This window comes from bacterium, from assembly GCA_018814885.1.
Lineage (GTDB): Bacteria > Krumholzibacteriota > Krumholzibacteriia > LZORAL124-64-63 > LZORAL124-64-63 > JAHIYU01.
On record JAHIYU010000072.1, the window covers coordinates 1 to 17574 of the forward strand.

Annotated in this window: 12 protein-coding genes; 10 read left to right on the top strand and 2 right to left on the bottom strand. The window is 67.8% G+C overall.

All coding sequences use genetic code 11. The features are described 5' to 3' along the window. The 9 genes from KJ554_04050 to KJ554_04090 all read left to right on the top strand — a co-directional run. Window positions 1–3586: hypothetical protein (locus KJ554_04050; protein MBU0741510.1), on the top strand; the 3586-nt coding region annotated here is incomplete at its 5' end. Between the two features lie 11 nt (window positions 3587–3597). Beyond that, the gene (pgsB, locus tag KJ554_04055; protein ID MBU0741511.1) at window positions 3598–4761 is read left to right on the top strand and encodes a poly-gamma-glutamate synthase PgsB; all 1164 of its coding nucleotides are present in this window, start codon (window positions 3598–3600) and stop codon (window positions 4759–4761) included. Window positions 4762–4814: 53 nt separating this feature from the next. Beyond that, entirely contained in the window at window positions 4815–5231 is a 417-nt protein-coding gene (pgsC, locus tag KJ554_04060; protein ID MBU0741512.1) for a poly-gamma-glutamate biosynthesis protein PgsC, read from the top strand. After that, the gene (gene pgsW, locus KJ554_04065; GenBank protein ID MBU0741513.1) at window positions 5209–6345 is read left to right on the top strand and encodes a poly-gamma-glutamate system protein; all 1137 of its coding nucleotides are present in this window, start codon (window positions 5209–5211) and stop codon (window positions 6343–6345) included. The genes pgsC and pgsW overlap by 23 nt, the downstream gene beginning before the upstream one ends. Continuing rightward, window positions 6342–7268 (top strand): hypothetical protein, encoded by a 927-nt coding sequence (locus KJ554_04070; protein MBU0741514.1) that lies wholly within the window; start codon window positions 6342–6344, stop codon window positions 7266–7268. The genes pgsW and KJ554_04070 overlap by 4 nt, the downstream gene beginning before the upstream one ends. A gap of 7 nt (window positions 7269–7275) precedes the next feature. After that, window positions 7276–8469, top strand: a complete 1194-nt coding sequence (locus KJ554_04075) for a hypothetical protein (GenBank protein ID MBU0741515.1) — start codon at window positions 7276–7278, stop codon at window positions 8467–8469. A 9-nt stretch (window positions 8470–8478) separates the two neighbouring features. After that, window positions 8479–10869 carry an SUMF1/EgtB/PvdO family nonheme iron enzyme gene (locus KJ554_04080; GenBank protein MBU0741516.1) on the top strand — a complete coding sequence of 797 codons (2391 nt, stop codon included), beginning with the start codon at window positions 8479–8481 and terminating at the stop codon, window positions 10867–10869. Window positions 10870–10883: 14 nt separating this feature from the next. Further along, window positions 10884–11981, top strand: coding sequence for a DUF1624 domain-containing protein (locus KJ554_04085; protein MBU0741517.1), 1098 nt, complete (start codon window positions 10884–10886; stop codon window positions 11979–11981). 296 nt (window positions 11982–12277) lie between these two features. Next, on the top strand, window positions 12278–12778 hold the full coding sequence (locus tag KJ554_04090) for a hypothetical protein (protein ID MBU0741518.1): 501 nt from the start codon (window positions 12278–12280) through the stop codon (window positions 12776–12778). Between the two features lie 4 nt (window positions 12779–12782). On the opposite strand, the gene KJ554_04095 is transcribed toward KJ554_04090, so the two are convergent. After that, a complete protein-coding gene (locus tag KJ554_04095) occupies window positions 12783–13760 on the bottom strand; it encodes a right-handed parallel beta-helix repeat-containing protein (protein ID MBU0741519.1) in 978 nt (325 codons plus the stop codon). Window positions 13761–13857: 97 nt separating this feature from the next. Here KJ554_04095 and KJ554_04100 point away from each other — a divergent pair, with 97 nt between their 5' ends. Beyond that, a complete protein-coding gene (locus KJ554_04100; protein ID MBU0741520.1) occupies window positions 13858–14529 on the top strand; it encodes a DUF2461 domain-containing protein in 672 nt (223 codons plus the stop codon). A gap of 13 nt (window positions 14530–14542) precedes the next feature. Here the strand turns inward: KJ554_04100 and KJ554_04105 are convergent, their stop codons facing one another. Further along, entirely contained in the window at window positions 14543–17389 is a 2847-nt protein-coding gene (locus KJ554_04105; GenBank protein MBU0741521.1) for a S8 family serine peptidase, read from the bottom strand. Between the last annotated feature and the right edge of the window lie 185 nt (window positions 17390–17574).

Sequence of the window (17574 nt, forward strand, 5' to 3'; positions counted from 1 at the left end):
CCTGCTGGTGGCCCTGCCGCCGGACGCCTCCGCCTGCGACGTGCGCGTGACAGCGGGCGCCGGCGAGATCGCGGACAGCCGCGTCGCCCATCTGCGCGGCCTGCCCGTGGTCTCGGTGCTGGCGCGGGGGCTCTCCCCTGACGCTGTCGTAACGGTCGCGCACGACGGAAACTGGTCCCGCGCCGCGAAGTCGCCCGTCCGCGCCCATTCCCGCGGCTTCGACGCGGCCCTCGGCGGACAGATCGCGGGCCTGCCGGCAGGTGAGAAGGCGACCGATGACGGCGTCTACCTCGTCGTCACAACGCCGGAATACGTCGACGCCTGCGCGCCGCTGCTGGACTGGAAGCGGGAGAAGGGCCTGCAGGTCCGGCTGGCCACCACCGACGAGACCGGCTCCGACAACGTCGCGATCCAGGCCTGGCTCCGCGAGGCCTACGCCACCTGGGAAGTGCCCCCCGAATACCTGCTCATATTCGGCGACGTGGACGACATCCCCGCCTGGAGCTTCAGCGCGAATGTCACCGACCTGCCCTACGCCCTGATGGACGGGGACGACTGGCTGCCGGATCTCCTGCTCGGCCGCATCCCCGTGGAATCGGTCTACGAGGCCCAGGTGGTGATCAACAAGACCGTCGCCTACGAGCGTGCGCCGTACCGCGTGGACGAGGGCTGGTTCACCCGGCAGCTGATGGTGGGCGGAAATTTCAGCTCGAGCACGCCCGTCAGCACGGTCACTTGGTGCGGCGAGCAGCTCCAGGAGCTGGGCTTCGAGCCCGCTACGCAGGTCTTGTTCCCGCCGCTGTTCAACGGCGTCTATCCCATCACCCAGGCCCTCGAGGCGGGCGTGTCGATCGTTGCCTACCGGGGCTGGGCCTACGGCATCGAGGGCTGGGAGCCGCCCCATTTCGTGATCGCGAACATCCCCGGCGTGAACAACGGCGCGATGCTGCCGGTGGTGATGAGCTTCGTCTGCCTCAACGGCGATTTCTCCAACGACGAGGACTGCTTCGGCGAGGTGTTCCTGCGCCAAGGCACGCCGACGGAGCCCCGCGGCGCGGTGGCCTTCATCGGCAACGGCGAGCACTGGTCGCACACCCGCTACAACGACGCCATGGCCATCTCCTTCTTCGAGCGCATCGTCGATCCCGGCGTGACCGACCTGGGCGCCCTGATGCTCGCGGGCAAGCTGCGCTTCATGGACTTCTTCCCCCACGAGATGAGCTTCGCTGAGCACGGCGAGGAGTCGGTGGAGTTCTACTTCCACATCTACAACCTGCTCGGCGATCCCGAACTCGAGTACTGGCGCGGCGCACCGGCGGAGATGACGGTCGCCCACGACGCCGGCTGCTCGCCCGACGCCTCCCGCTTCGTCGTCACCGTCGCCGAGGCCGACGGCACGACGCCATTGGCCGGTGCCCGCGTCGGCGTGACGCAGGACGGCGTGCTGGTCGGCTCCGTCTTCAGCGACGCCGACGGCTTCGCCCACGTGCCCCTGTCGGGCCTCGCGGACGCGGCCCCGCTGACCGTGACCGTGACCCGCACGAACCGCTTCGCCCGTCAGTCCGCGGTGCTCGTGCAGCAGCCGGAGGCCTACCTGACGGTCACCGGCCTGACCTGGACCAGCGAGCCGCCCTACGGCAACGGCGACCAGGTGGTCAACCCCTCCGAGGTGCTCACCGTCTACCCCGAGATCACCAACGCCAGCACCCTGACCTCACACGTCGCGACCCTGACCCTCGCGATCGACGGCCCGGCCGGCGTCGACCAGGCCTCCTTCGCCCTGCCCGCACTCGCCGGCGGCGAGGTGTACCAGACCGGCGGCGACGAATACTTCTTGTTCGGCCTGCTGTCCCAGGCCGACGACGGCGCCAAGCTCCGCCTGCGGATCGACGCCGCCCACGACGGCCGGGTCGACACATCCGAGTGGGTCCTGACCGTGGGCGGTCCGACGATCTCGGCCGAGGCGCTCGCCGTCGGCGGCGACGGCTACCTGCGCCAGGGCCGGGACAACGAGGTGGTACTCACCGTCCGCAACGCCGGAGGCCTGTCCCTGGTCGGCGGCCACGCCCGGTTGAACCTGCTGACGCCCGACGTCGGTAGCGTCGTCACCGGGCTGGTCGACCTGCCCGACGTGGCGCCGGGCGCGACCGCCGCGGTCGTCGCGCCCTTCGTCCTGGCCATCGACGGCGACGTGCCCACCGGCAAAGGCGTCACCGTCGAGTTCGTGGTCTCCGACGACGCGGAGGCGTACCAGGCGGAGCTCCACGGCGAGCTGATCGTGGGCGACGTGGATCCCGGCGCGCCCGTCGGCCCCGACGCCTACGGCTACTACGCCCTCGACAGCGCCGACATCGACTACCCGGCGGTGGTGCCGGCGTACCGCTGGACGCACCTTAATCCCGCCTACGGCGGCGCGGGCGTCGAGGTGCCCTTCGCGAGCGACAACGCCTTCGCGGCGGTGGGCCTGCCCTTCGCCTTCCGGTACTACGGCCAGACCTACTCGGGGCAGATCAGGATCAGCGAGAACGGCTGGATCAGCTTCGACACCAGCGACGAATTCGAGTTCTACAACTGGCCGCTGCCCAGCAGCCACGGCAACCATTCGGTCGTCGCGCCCTTCTGGGACAACTTCGATCCCACGCTGGAGGGCACCGGCGGCGTCTTCACGCGTCACGACGCCGCGGCGGGGACCTTCACTGTGGAGTGGAGCAACATGCTGCACTACCTCTCGACGGTGGACGACGTCGATCCGCCCGTGGACGACGCGCAAACCTTCCAGCTCGTGCTGTTCGACCCCGCCGTCCACGCCACCCCGACCGGCGACGGCGAGATCGAGTTCCTGTACCGGCAGGTGATCAACGCCGACCATCTGCGCCAGTTCGCGACGGTCGGCCTGGAGAGCCCCGACGAGACGGACGGCCTGGAGCTGACCTACGCGGGCCTCTATGCGCCGGGCGTGGCGCCCATCGGGCCCGGCCTGGCCGTCAAGCTGACCACCAAGCCGCCCGTATACGATCCCTTCGCGGTAGAGACGTTCACGGCCGAGCGGTCTGCCGCGGGCGCTACCCTCGCCTGGAGCGTCGTCGACACGCGGCCGGTCACGGGCTGGATCGTGACGCGGCGCGACGCCACCGGCGAGACCGTGCTGACCGCCGAACCGCTGGCGCCGGGCGCGCGCGAGTTCCTCGACGCCGGCGGCACCGGCGAGGGGGAGACCGCCTACCGGCTGATCTCGCTGCACCCCTACGGGCACCGCACCGACGCCGGCACGACGACCCTCGAGGCCACCGCCGGCGGCGAGGGCCGGGTGCGCTTCTCGCTGTTCCCGGTACAGCCCAATCCGGCGCGGGGTGACGCGCGCATCGGCTTCGCCCTGCCGCAGGGCGGACCCGTGATGCTGCGCGTATACGACGTGGCCGGACGCCTGGTGCGCGTGCTGCTCGACGGCGAGATGCCCTCGGGCCCCTCGCAGCTCACCTGGGACGGCCGCACGGCAGACGGCCAGGAGGCCGCGGCCGGCGTGTACTTCACCAGGCTCGAGAGCGCCGGACGCGTGCAGACCCAGAAGCTGCTGCTGGTGAGATAGGAGCGCGAGACGTGAGGTTCATCCTGTTCTTGCTGGCCGTGATCACGATCCTCGGGCTGTGGGAGATGGCGCGGCACCGCTACATGCGTCGTCGCATACCCCTGCGCATCCACGTGAACGGCAGCCGGGGCAAATCCTCCGTTACGCGCCTGATCGCCGCGGGCCTGCATGCTGGAGGACTGCGCACGTGCGCCAAGACCACCGGTTCGGCGGCGCGCTTCATCCACGTCGACGGCAGCGAATCCCCGATCGTGAGGCACGGTTCGCCCAACATCCGCGAGCAGCTGCGCGTCTTCCGGCAGGCGGTGTCGGAGAAGGCCGAGGCGCTGGTGATCGAGTGCATGGCGGTCAGGCCGGACCTGCAGTGGACCTGCGAGCACCGCATCGTCGGCAGCACCCACGGCGTGGTCACCAACGTGCGTTCCGACCACCTGGAAGTGCAGGGCCCCCGGCTCGAGGACGTGGCGCGCGGCCTGGCGGGCACCATCCCATGCAACGCCGCCTTCTTCACGGGGGAGGAGACCTTTGCGCCCTATCTCGAGCAGCAGGCGCGGCGGCGCGGCTCCCGCTTCCAGCGGACCGTCCCCTCCACGGTGAGCGAGGAGGATCTGGCTCCCTTCACCTATGTCGAGTTCGCGGAGAACGTGAGCCTGGCTCTCGACGTCTGCGAGGCGGCCGGCGTGCAGCGGTGCAAGGCGCTGGAGGGCATGTGGAAGGTGCGCCCCGACGTGGGCGCCCTCGACCGCGTGCGCATCGACGTGCCGGGCAAGGAGGTCCACTTCGTCAACGCCTTCGCGGCCAACGATCCCGAATCCACGGCGCGGATCTGGGAGCACCTGGGCCTGTCGAAGAGCCCCGAAGCGGCGATCGTGCTCTACAACAACCGGGCGGACCGCATGCGGCGCGCCCGCGACCTGGCTCCCCTCTTCGGCGACACGATAACCGCCCGCCGCTACGTGCTGGTGGGCGAATCGACGGCGCAACTCTCCGATCTCTTCGGCCGGCGCGTGCCGCGCGACAGCGTCGTGGACCTGGGCGGGCTGGACGCGGCCGAGGCCTGGCGCAGACTCGTCGAGATCTGCGGCGAGCGGGCCACCGTGGTGGGCGTCGGGAACATCGGCGGGGCGGGCATGGCCCTGCTCGATCTGCTGAGGGAGAAGGAGGTGGCGCCGTGATCATCCAGGCCATCGGCTTGGGGCTCGTGGTCAGCCTCGTCTTCTCTGAGATCATGGGCGTGGCGGCGGGCGGTCTCATCGTGCCGGGGTACATCGCCCTTCACCTGCACCAGCCGCTGCGCGTGGCGGGCACCATCGTCGCTGCCATGCTCACCTACGGCACCGTCCAGCTGCTGAGCCGGTTCATCCTGCTCTACGGCCGGCGCACCCTGGTCTTCAGCGTGCTGGTGGGCTTCGTCTTCGGCTATCTGACGCGCTACGTGCTGGTCTTCAACGCCATGCTCGATACGGGGCTGGACGTGTCGATCGTGCAGTCCATCGGCTACATCATCCCCGGCCTGATCGCCTACTGGATGCATCGCCAGGGCGTGATCGAGACGATCAGCACGATGATCATGGCGGCTTTCCTGGTCCGGCTGGCGCTGGTCCTGGCACACGGAGGCAGGCTTGTTGACATGGCTATCGGCTAGCCGCCGCCCCCTGATCCTGGGCGGCCTCGCGGTGCTGGCGCTCCTGCTGCAGGGGGTGCTCGAAAGGACGCGTACGCCCGTCAAGCAACGAGACTATGAGCTCAAGATGGCCGCGGCCGAGAAGGCGTATGCGGCCTATCTTGCCGTCAGACGCGACCGGCAGATGGATAACGCGACGGTGGAGCTGGAAAGCGATCCGGCCGGTACTGGGCTGATTGGCCCCGAGGAAAGCAAAATCACCAACTCGCCAGGTGATCTGGTTGCCAAGCAGACATGCCTGAATCCTAACTGGGCGGCGGTGATCGTGGACATGTTCCGACACGCCGGCCTGAAGGCGGGCGACTCCGTGGTCATCGCCGTCACGGGCTCGTTTCCCGGCCTCAACATCGCCGTCTACGCTGCGGTGGAGGCCATGGAGCTCCTGCCGGTCGTCATCACATCGGTGAGCGCGTCCCATTGGGGTGCCAGTGATCCCTTGTTCACCTGGCTCGACATGGAAAAACTCTTCATCAAGGAGGGGGTCTTTGACGTGCGATCCGCCGCTGCGACACTCGGCGCCAGCGACGACATGGGGCGGGGCCTCACCCCGACAGGGTGCCAAATGGTCCGCGCCGCCATCGACCGCAACGATATTCCCTTACTTGCCTCGAGAGATATCGAGGATGCTATAACGGTCCGCATGGCCTTCATCGAGGAGTGCTTGGATGGACGCCGCTGTCGGGCCTATGTCAACGTGGGTGGCGGTGTGGCAAGCCTGGGTGCCACACGGAACAAGCATCTTATTAAACGCGGGTTGTCCACGACTCTCGGAGTGAAAAACTGGCCGCGAAAGGGGTGCATGGTCCGGATGTCGGACAAGGGTGTGCCGGTGATTCACCTACTGAATATCAGCGACCTGGCCCATGATTATGGACTGCCGCAGCCACCGGACTATGATTACTTGGCGACCCCCGGCGAGGGGGACATATTCAAGCGCGACAGCTACCGCTACTCGCTGGTGGCCGTGTTCTTCCTGGTCTATGCCGGACTATGCGCCGTTGTTCTGGCGCCGGAGGTCCGCCGCAAATTGCTTCCCCCCTTTGGCTTCGTCAGACGTGTAGGAGATGTGAAATGACCTCTCGCCTTGTTATTGCGAGCCGTCTATCCGCCGCCGTGGCTTGCTTTACGCTGCTCTGCCTTTCGGGACCCGCAACGGCTGCCATGCGTTGGCGCACCTTGGAAACCACGGTCGACCTGGGCGAGACGTGCCTGACAGTGGATGGGCGACAAGTGAACTACAAGCGTCTGGATCCTGAGGAACCTGTCGTCATTAGAATTCGCGGACCGCGGAAGGTGAAGATCATCTGCCGCTACCTCTTCGAACCGAACGAACAGGGGCGTCGCGGCTTCACCCTGCACGTGGCGATAGACGGCGCTCAGATATTGAGCAAGGTGTTCCGCGGCTCGCGGCAGAACGATGTGTTCCTTTGCGGCGAGGAAGCGACCCCCGCCGGCGACTTGCGGCGCGCCTATGTTACGGTTGGCGATGGGTGGCACGAACTGGGGGTCACCGCCATCGCCACGGAGCAACAGGGAGCGGTCGTCGCGCGGTTCTTTCGCGAGACCAAGACCCCGCCTGCAAAATTGGTCTCGTATGCTCCTGAGCAATACGCCGGCGTGACGCAAATACAGTTCGAAAGCGGCAACAGCTTCTCCTATTACACCTTCACGCCCGAGCTCCCGCTGACTTGTGAGGTGACTGGCCCCACCAAGCTCACCGTCTGGACGAGGCTCGATTTCGACCACACCATGCATAAAAGTCAGCCCTACACCTTGGAGGCCGTGATCGACGGTGACCCGTGGCAGACCTTCCACTACAACGCGAAGAAGGAGGAAGCCGCCGTGTACACGGACCGTCCGGACGTCCTGCCTGGCAAGCGCATGACAATGGAACTGCCGCTGGGCAAGGGCCGGCACCGCGTGGAGATCCGCTGTGTGCGGCCCGAGGGCTGCTGCGTGACCGCCATGATCCGCATACCCGCGAAGGACGTCAGGTAGGATAGACATGCACTTAATCACCAACAGGGGGATGATCCCGGGACTGCTGCTGTTGGCGGTGCTGCTGCTCGAGACGTCCCCGTCCGTCGCCCAACAGCCGCCGGCCGGGACCAGCGCCCGGGGCCAGGGACTGGCCGCCCCCGAGTCGTTGCAGAAGAGCCCGGGCCGGAAGTCGTCGGGCGAGAAGAAGAAATCCAAGTGGAAGACCAGCGTGACCGTCGGTCTGGAGACGATCTACGACGACAACTTCCTGCGCTATTCGGACGACTACCTGGACGACTTCCACGCGGGAACCTACCCCTACAAGTTCCAGATCGACCGCCAGGACACGCACATCCTCGCGCCCAGCATAGACATGTACGCCCAGCGCAGGCTGATCTCCTGGGGCGACACCCGCTTCCGCTTCAATTTCAAGCGCTGGCAGTACATCCAGGGGCAGATCAAGTCCAACATGGACTTCGACTACTATGTCCGGCAGTACCTGCCCGGCGGCCGCAGCGTGGAGCTCTGGTACAACTACGCGCCCGAGCAGTACATCCGCGAACTGTCGTACCGGACGCCGCTGCAGCCCCCCAGCGATCCTCTCGAGTGGGGCGAGTTCCGCTACACGCGCAACGTCTTCGGCCTGATCTGCAGGCAGAAGGTGCGCAGCAACATGAACCTCAAGCTGCTCCTGAACCGGTCCCTGCGTTATTACAACCAGGCGTTCATGGAGAACGACATCAAGGACCTCGGTCTGCGCGGCACGCTCTACTGGGACGTGCACAAGGCCTGGCGCGTGACCATGGACTACGGCTTCTCCGACGCGCCCGCCCGCGGCGCCAACGAGGTGGGGGAGACGCTCGAGACCAGCGACGACTCAGATCCCTCCTACAAGCGCGACCTCTACCAGATCGACGTCGGCTGGGCGCCCAAGTGGGCCGAGCGATACTTCGACAAGGTCTCCCTGAGCGGCCAGTACCAGATCTACTGGTTCACCTCGGCCAAGAGCCTCGCCGACGACCCCTACCACGTGGGGCGCAAGGACATGGTCTACGCGGTGCAACTGGATTTCGACCGCGAGCTCAACAAGCAGGTCGATCTTAAAATCGGCGTCAAGTACACGCGGCGGACGGTAGAGTCTCCCTGGAAGGGCGACATCGCCGAGGACAAGGACTACAACCAGCGCCGGTACTGGATCGGCCTGACGTACAAGTTGTAAGGAGCCGGAATGACGAAGCGCGACATGATGAGGTTTCCCGTGCTGGTGGCGATCGCGGCGTTGCTGGGAGGTTGCGGCGCGGCCGACCTCTACGTGGCGCCCGAGTCCCCCTTCCACATCGTCGGCAGGGTGCCCCTGCCCAGCGCCAACGAAGGCGTCGCCGCCCTCGGACAGTACGCCTACGTGGCCGGCGGGCAGGCCGGGCTGCACGTGATCGACATCTCCGATCCCGGCGACCCGCGGCTGATCGATACCATCAACACCACCAAGTACGCGGGCAGCATCGAGTTGATCCGCACCTTCGCCGACCAGACCCTGCTGGACATCGCGCTGGTCGTCGAGGGCACCGAGGGCATCACGACCTACGACGTGACCGATCCGTTCGACGTGGTCTCCTTCAACCAGGGCACCACGGCCGTGGACGGCAACCGCATCTTCGTCGAGGAAACGGACGATCCCGACGAGCCCTTCGTCGTCTACCTGGCCGAGAGCTGGAAGGGCGTGCGCATCTTCGAGTCGACGCCCGATTTCCCCGGCGTGCTGGCGTACAACGGCGTCTTCGCGGGCACGCAGGGCTACGCCATGGGCATCGCCGCCAAGGACGGCTACGCCTACGTTGCCGACGACGAGATGGGCCTGGCGGTTCTCGACGTGCGCGAGCGCGTGCTGGGCGCCGTGCGGCTCGTGAGCTGGTGCGACTCGCCGGGCAACGCCCTCGACGTGGCCGTCGACGGCGACTACGCCTACGTGGCCGACGGCACCGAGGGCATCGCGATCTACCGCATCGACGGCGGCGAGACGCCGGTCAAGCTCGCCCAGCTCGACCTGACCGCCTACAGCCGCTCGATCGTGGTCGCCCGCGGCTACGCGCTGCTCTGCGCCGCCGACGGCGGCGTGCACGTGGTGGACGTGCGCGACCCGGAAAACCCCGCCTACGCCGGGACCGTCGAGACGGGCTACGCCTCCGATCTCTGCATCGCCCCCTCCGGTCACGTGCTCGTGGCCGACCGCCAGCAGGGCATCCTGGTGCTGGCGGGACCCGACCTGTCCAGCGACACCCGCGCACCAGCCCCCGTGACGACACTCGCCGGCGCGTTCCTGAGCTCATCCTCGGTCCGCCTCACCTGGCAGGCCACCGGCGACGACGGCTACTACGGCACCGCCAGCGCCTACGAGATGCGCTACGCCCAGACCGCCATCCTGGACGAGGCCGACTGGGAAGCGGCGCAGCCCGTCGCCGGACTGCCCGCCCCGACGGACGCGGGCAGCGAGCAATCGGCCGACGTGACGGGCCTGCTGCAGGAGACCACCTGGCACTTCGCCCTGAAGGTCCTCGACGAGGAAGGACACGTGTCCGACCTGTCCAACGACGCGGCCGTGACCACCCCCTCCGGCACCTTCCTGAGCGGCGCCGGCGTCGAGCCCGACTTCGGGACCCTCGCCACGGAATTCACCTTCGAGGTGACCTACTTCGACGACGACGGCGACGAACCGGTCACCCGCGACGCTGAGATCGACGGCCTGGTCTCGGCGATGGCCTACGTGTCGGGCGAGCCCGAGACCGGCTCCCTGTATCGCCTGGCGACAACTCTCGCCGCCGGCGTCCACAGCTACCGCTTCCTCTTCGACGACGGTCAGGGCAACCTCGCGACCGCCGAGCCGGCGGACCGGCCCGTGGTCGGCACGGCCGCTTTCGTCATGGGCAGCCCGGGCGGCGAGACCGGTCGGCGCTACGACGAGGTCCAGTTCGAGGTCGCGCTGACCCGCGAAATCGTGGTCGCGCCCGTGGAGGTGACCCAGCTCGCCTGGAACGCGCTCATGCCCGTGAATCCCTCGACCTTCGTGGGCGACGATCTGCCGGTGCACAACGTCAGCTGGTTCGACGCCATCGACTACTGCAACGCCCTGTCCGACCAGGACGGCCTCGTCCTCGCCTACACCGTGGACGGTCCCTACGTGACCTGGCATCGCGGCGCCGACGGCTGGCGCCTGCCCACCGAGGCCGAGTGGGAGTACCACTGCCGCGCCGGCACCGCGACCGGCCTCTACAACGGCGAGCTCACGGAGGTCCACTGCGGCGCCGACGCCCTCCTGGACGCCGCCGGCTGGTACTGTGGCAACGCCGACGCGCCCCGAGCGAAGCAGCAGAAGGCCGCCAACGCGTTTGGCATGTACGACATGCTGGGCAACGTCCGCGAGTGGTGCTGGGACTGGTACGGCCCCTATCCCGAGGGACCGGTCCTGGACCCCGAGGGCCCCGCCGACGGCGAGCAGCGCGTAGTGCGCGGCGGCAGCTGGCACTACTACGCCCGCGACTGCCGCAGCGCGGCCCGCGGCACCTTCTATCCGACCTCGGCGGACGACTTCGTGGGCTTCCGCGTGGTGCGGACCCCGGATTAACGAGAGGAAGGCGCGTGGCAGAGAAGCAGCGCTTCGAGTTCATCGACCAGTTCCGCGGGCTCGTCGGCGTCATGATGGCCCTCGGTCACAGCAACTACTACTTCAACTCGGTGTGGCTCAGCCTCGATCCGCTGGACCCGTTCTTCGGCACCGCCGGTCAGTTCTGGCTGCGCTACATGGGATACCTCTGCGCGCCGGGATTCCTGATGATGAACGGCGCGATGGTCTACTACGCCTACTGGCGCCGCATCAAGAACGGCGTCCGGGACGGGCGCGCCCGCTGGGACTTCGTGCAGCGCGGGCTCTTCCTGATCGCCGTGCAGCTCGTGTGGGTCAACGCCAGCTGGAGCGGCTTCACCCGGCTGCGCCTGGACCACTTCGGGATCATCGCCACCATCGGCGCCTCGATGCTGCTGCTGATCCTGATGGTGCGCTGGCGCTGGCAATGGCGCCTGGCGGCGGCGGCCGCGCTGTTCGCGGTCCATTTGCTGCTGCTGCGCATCCCCTACGATCACGCCTCCTGGACCCACATCCCCATGCAGCTCTTCGTGGACGCCGGCGACTACAACAAGTACCCGATCATCCCCTGGTTCGCCCTGGCGGTCGGGGGCAGCGTCATGGCCCACTTCTGGTTCGAGGCCTGGCGCGACAATGCCACCCGCGCAAACCGCAGCATGCTCATCGGCGCGGTCCTGGTGCTGGCGGCCTGGGGCGTGCGCTGGTGGGGCGGCGGCTACGGCAACATCTTCCCCCACGGCGAATTCCTGAGCTGGGCCTTCCTGCTGGTCCAGAAATACCCGCCCAGCCTGGCGCACCAGCTGTGGTTCGCGGGCGCGGTCATCTTCATGGTGGGCCTGTTCTGCCGCATGGGCATGTACACGAAGCTCCTGCGGCCTTTCGCCATCGTCGGGCGCGTGCCCATGTTCTTCTACGCCGTGCACATCCCGCTGCTGGCCATCTTCACGCGTCGCTTCGGCGTCTACTACCGCGAGGGGGAGGTGCTGGCTTCCTTCGTCGGACTGGTGGGGTTGCTGGCGGTCATGATGCCTCTTGCGATCTGGTTCGGGGGGGTCAAGCGGCGGTCGCGGAACTGGTTCATACGCATGATTTGAGCCCTCACGCCCTTGCCGGGGACGCGCGCCGGTCACCTCCTGTGACCGGCGCGCTCGACTTTCGGGGCGCTCCGCCCTCCATGGTTCCGCGCCCCCTTCAGACGTCCCGGCAAGGGCGTGAGGGCTCGAATCATCCATATGAACAGATCCGGGCCCCACCAAACGTCCCGGCCGGCCGGCACGGGATCAGAGCGTATCCACGCGCCGTGCCCTCATTCCACACCCGGCCCTTCGGCGGGCTTGTCACATGCAATTTATGAGTACAGTATCGTCGGACACCCGAACGAGGAGCCGAGATGCGCATCCTGATCACACTCGCCCTGCTCGCGGCGCCGCTGTGGGTGGCGGCCGCCGACCTCTCAGACCTCGCCTGGCTGGAAGGCGAATGGCAGGGCTATTCGCTCATGGGCGAGACGTCCAACGTCAACCACAAGGAGTTCCGCTTCGCGCAGGCGGGCCGCTACCTCGTCGAGCGGACGCTGGCCATGTTCCCGCCCGCCGAGCCGTCGACCGACTACGAGACGCACCAGGACATGACCGTGTTCTATGCGATCGGCGGTGAGCTGCGGTCCAAGGGGTTCTTCGCGGAGGGCTTAGTGCAGTCGTCCGCGGTGACGGTGGACGGACCCAGGGTGATCATCGAGAGCACCGAGGTCGAGGGCGGACCCCCCGGCATGCGTGCCCGCCTGGTCTACGAACGCGCGGGCTACGATCGCTTCACCGGCGTCTTCGAGGTGGACTGGTCCGGCGGCGGCTACGAGTGTTATCAGACCTACGAATTCTCGCGCCTGCGCTGACGACTCAGCGGTACAGCCGCTTGACATCGCCCCAGGCGCTGCGCTCGTCTCCCGCGTCGCAGTCCGTGTCGTCGTAGGTGATGACGCCAGTGCCGGTCATGGCCGTGCGGTCCAGGACGCAGCACTGCAGCAGTACGGTGCTGCTGCCCGTCACCAGCCCCGCCTTGCCGTCGGGAGCCGCGTTGCCTTCGAACAGGACGTCCGTGGCGACGACTAGCGCGCCGAAATCCAGGTAGAGACCGCCGCCGGCCCCGGTGGCGTCGTTGTAGACCAGCTCGCAATCGCCGAGACGCGTCAGCGTACCCTTGCAGGCGATGGCGCCGCCGACTCCGGCGCGGTTGCCCGTAAAAACGCACTTGTCGAGCAGCGGCGCGTTGTCGCCGCCCGTGGCGTGGAAGCCGCCGCCCCAGCCGCCGGCGCGGTTGTTCGTGAAGATGCAGCCGCGCAGCACCGGATCCGCGAGGCGGCTGCAGAAGCCGCCGCCGGACCCCGCGTCGGCCACGTTGCCGGCGAAGACGCACCGCTCCAGCAGGGGCGCCGATTCGTTGCAGTAGAAGCCCGCGCCGTCGAGGCCCGTGATGCAGCCGATGAAGACGCAGTCGCGGAAGGCCACGTCGGCGTGGTTGCAGAAGACGGCGCCCGCGGCCGCATCCATCCCGTTGGCGAAGGTGAGGCCTTCGACCGCCGTGGCGGCGGAGAGCCCCTCGCAGGAGAGGATGCGTCCCCGCCAGACGGCATCCACGGTCACGCAGTCCGCCTCGCCGGTCGTGCTGCGCAGCACGACGCCTTCGGTCATCTCGAGTCCGGGTTCGGGGTAGACGCCGCAGGAGACCAGGACGGTGTCGCCGGCGGCCGCGGCGGCGAGACCGGCCCCGATGGTGGGCAGCTCGTCCGGCACGCGCCAGGTGCGGGCGGTGGACGGTGCGGCGGCGGCGCATACGATCATCCAGATCGACAGCAGCGGCCACGCCTGTGCCGGCACGGCCAATAACCGGTTGCGATCGCTTCCGTCTTGCCTTTTTCTGGATGTCATACCACGACCCTTACCCGGGAGACCGACGATGCCCGCGATTACCAGCATGCCTCCGGAGATGCTCGCCTTCCTGTCCGACCTCGAGCGGAACAACCGGCGCGAGTGGTTCCAGTCCCAGAAGTCGCGTTACGAGATGACCGTGAAGGAACCGGCTCTGGGATTCGTCGCGGACTTCGCCCCGCGCCTGGCCAGGATCAGTCCCCACTTCGAGGCCGATCCCCGCCCGGTCGGCGGCTCGCTGTTCCGCATCTACCGCGACACGCGGTTCAGCCGCGACAAGACACCCTACAAGACCCACGTGGGCATCCAGTTCCGTCACGCGCGGGGCAAGTCGGTCCACGCCCCGGGCTTCTACCTCCACGTGGACCCCTACCGGCCCTTCGCCGGTCTCGGCGTCTGGCATCCCGACGGACCCACGCTCGCGTCGATCCGCGACGCCATCGTAGCAGATCCAGACGGTTGGCGGAAAGCCGCACACGGCAAGGCGCTGCGCCGGGTCTGGGACGTCACGGGCGATACCCTCAAGCGCCCCCCGCGCGGCTACCCGCAGGATCATCCCTTCGTCGAGGATCTCAAGCTCAAGGACTTCACCGCGATCGCCGCCCTGACGCCCGACGACCTGACCGCGCCGGATTTCGCGCGCGACCTGGCGGCTCTGTTCCGCAAGGGCGCCCCGCTGATGGGCTTCCTCTGCCGGGCCGTGGGCGTGGCGTACTGATCCGCGCCGGATCTCACTTCATGAGGGTCACGCGCCGGGTGGCCGTCCCGCCGGCGACGTCGCGGAACCGGATAAGGTAGACGCCGCTGGGCGCCCGGTGTCCCGCGTCGTCCTCTCCCCGCCAGGTCATCGCGCCGTGGAGCGCCCGGGTGTCGCGGTCGTAGAGCCTGCGCACGAGGCGTCCGCGCGTGTCGAAGACGGTCAAGGCGACCGGGCCGGGGCGCGTCGCGCGCCAGGTGATGCGGGTCTGGGGATTGAAGGGATTGGGATAGACGGTCAACTCGGGTCCCGCTCCCGCGTCGGGAAGCTGCGGCTCCATTTCCACGGCGACGGCATGCCTGTCGTCGGCGAAGGCGATGTCGTCGACAAAGAAGCCCTCCCCGCGCACCGCGGCATCGGAGGCGAAGACGAAGCGGAAGGTGACCGCGTCCTTGTCCCGGTCCGAGAGGTCGAACACGGCGCCCCGCCAGTCGCGGATCACCCCGGACCAGCCGGGCCGGGAGCCCAGGGCCGAGACGCTGTCGTGGGTGTAGCCCGTCATCGGCTCCAGCAGGACCCATTCATCGTCGACCAGCAGTTCCAGGTTCACGCCGTCGAAACTCGATTCCGTGGAACACCAGTAGTGGAAGCTGAGGCGGAGCAGGTCCGTGTCCGGGTACGTGTAGGTGGCGGATGTGAGGGTGGCGTAGGCGTTGTTCAGGTATTGACCATCCAGGCCCACGGCCCAGCACCTGTGGGGCGAGAAGGCGGACTCGGGTCCCTGCGTCGGTACGCCCCAGGCCCAGTGGAGGCCGAAGGCCTGGTACCCGCCGGACATCGTGAACGACTCCACGGCGGGGGGTACGCGCACGTATTTCGTGTTGAAGCCGGTCTCGGTCGCCACGGGCGTGATGATCTCGGCGTGCGCACCGTGCCAGGGCTTGTGGTCGTAGAGGATCGTGACTTCCTTGCCCGCGGCCAGGCCGGGCATGTCGTACGCCCCGTTCTCGCGCGTATAGGCGGGCAGGATCGGCTTGCCGGGCACCCAGACGCGGATGCCGGCGAGCTGGAGCGTGTCCATCCCGGCCACGAGCCCGGACAGGGTGACGTGTGGCAACCTGTTCAGGGAGATGTCCCGCGTCTGGTCGACGCCTGGCGTCACGTACGTCTCGATCGAGGCCATCTCGTAGAAATACTCGTCGAACTCGAGGGTCATCGGTCCGGCCGGCAGGTTGATGCTGTACAGACCGTCGGCGCCGGTGGTGATCCTCCGTTCGTGTTCCGGGAGAACGATGATTGCGTAGGGGATCGGCAGGCTCGATGTGCTGTCGGTGACCCGTCCGTTGAGGTTGCCGACGGAAATCGAGGCGAGCGACCAGGCGGCTGCGATGTCGGGGCGCGGGCCCACGTGTTGGGTGTCCGGCAGGTAGGGAGTGCCTGTCACGGTGAGCACTTCCCGCATGACTTGGGGATTCAGCGAGAAGCCGAGTTGCGCCCTGGCCATGCCCTGCATGTCGGCCACGGCGCCGGCGATGATGGCGGACGCGCTCGAGGTGCCGCTGAACGAATCGGTGTACCACTGCTCTTCGGGGAACCCCTCGACGGCTCCCTGCAGGTCGCCGTAGGCGCAGGTCGCGACCTCGCGGCCCCAGCAGTGTAGATCCAGGCGTTGTCCGTAGTTGGAGAACCACTCCGGTTCCAGGTCGGGGCGGGCGGCGCCGCACATGATGGCCCCGGAATTGCGATAATCGGGATCGAAGAGCGGACGGTATGCGGGGCCGTCCAGATCCTGCTGCCCGTTGCCGCCGGCCTCGCAGACGATCCGTCCGGAGGCGGTGGCGATGAGAATGGCGTCGAAGTTGTCCTGCCAGTACTCGACGGGCACGTAGCCGTATTCGCCGATGCCGGTGGCGTTCGGTCCCGGCGCGTGCAGCTCGATCAGGATGATGTCGCCGCCGGCGATGATCTGGGCGGCCTTCAGGATGGCTTCGGGCAGGGATTGCGAGAAGATGGACGCGCCGCCGATCTGGCACGACGGAGCCACGCCCCGCACGCCGGAACCGTTGTCGGCGCCCCTGATCACTCCCTGCACGGCCGTGCCGTGATTGCGCCAGCTCTGGTCGTCGAACGGCGTGCCGCTGGTGTAGAAGGGGCTCGTCAGATCCTCGTGGTTCCACAGCCAGGACAGCTCGACGTCCACGACCTTGACGTTCTCGCCCCGGCCGCCCGGCGTCTGCGCCACCGCGAGGGCGCCGATCCCCTCGGGCGGCGCGCCCAGATAGCCCTGCAGGAGCGAGTAATCCTGCGAATCGACGGCGTCCGGGGCGGCGTAATGGGAGTCGTCGTGATCATCATCGGAAGCGGGAGGCGTGTAGATTCCCGTGAACGCGTCGAAGCCGAGCGTGGCCGGCACGTAAGATGGTTCCAGGTAGGCCGTCTCCACGGACGGGTCCGCGAGCAGCCTCTCCACTATCCGCAGCAGGGAGGCGCGGTCCCTCGCGTCCGGCTCGATCACGCCGTAGGTGTTCAGGTCCGGCAGGTCGAGGCCGGAGCGGGCCTCCGCCGCGGCTCGCAGGGCATCGATGTCCGCCGGCTCCGTCCGGAAACGACGGCGCAACGTGCTGCCCGGCGCAGCGTTCTCGATCAGGCGCGCGATCCTGCCGGCGGAAGTCTTGTCCGTGGCGGCGACGCCGTCGCCGGTGACTGTGATTCGCGCGGTGTCACTGAATTTCACGATCACGCGGCCGCTGGGCGCGGCCGTCTGCATGCCGGGTATTCTCTGCTTGGGCACGGCCCTGCGCGCCAGCGGCGCCGCCGCCACGGACGCAGCGGCGAGCGTCACCGCCAGCAGGAGGGTGATCGGTGCTGTGCGCAGGGTCATCGTTTCTCCGGGCGTAGCGGTCCGTAAATCGACCGCTGGAAACAACCTCCGCTTGTGGTGATCTCGGCAGCGGTGTTATCACTATACTGACAAACGGGCACGCTTGGCAAACCTGTTGGGGCCCCTGCCGGGCCGGTTCCCGGGGTCGCTCGACTCGGTTGCGTGTCGCGGAACCCGCTCTTTGT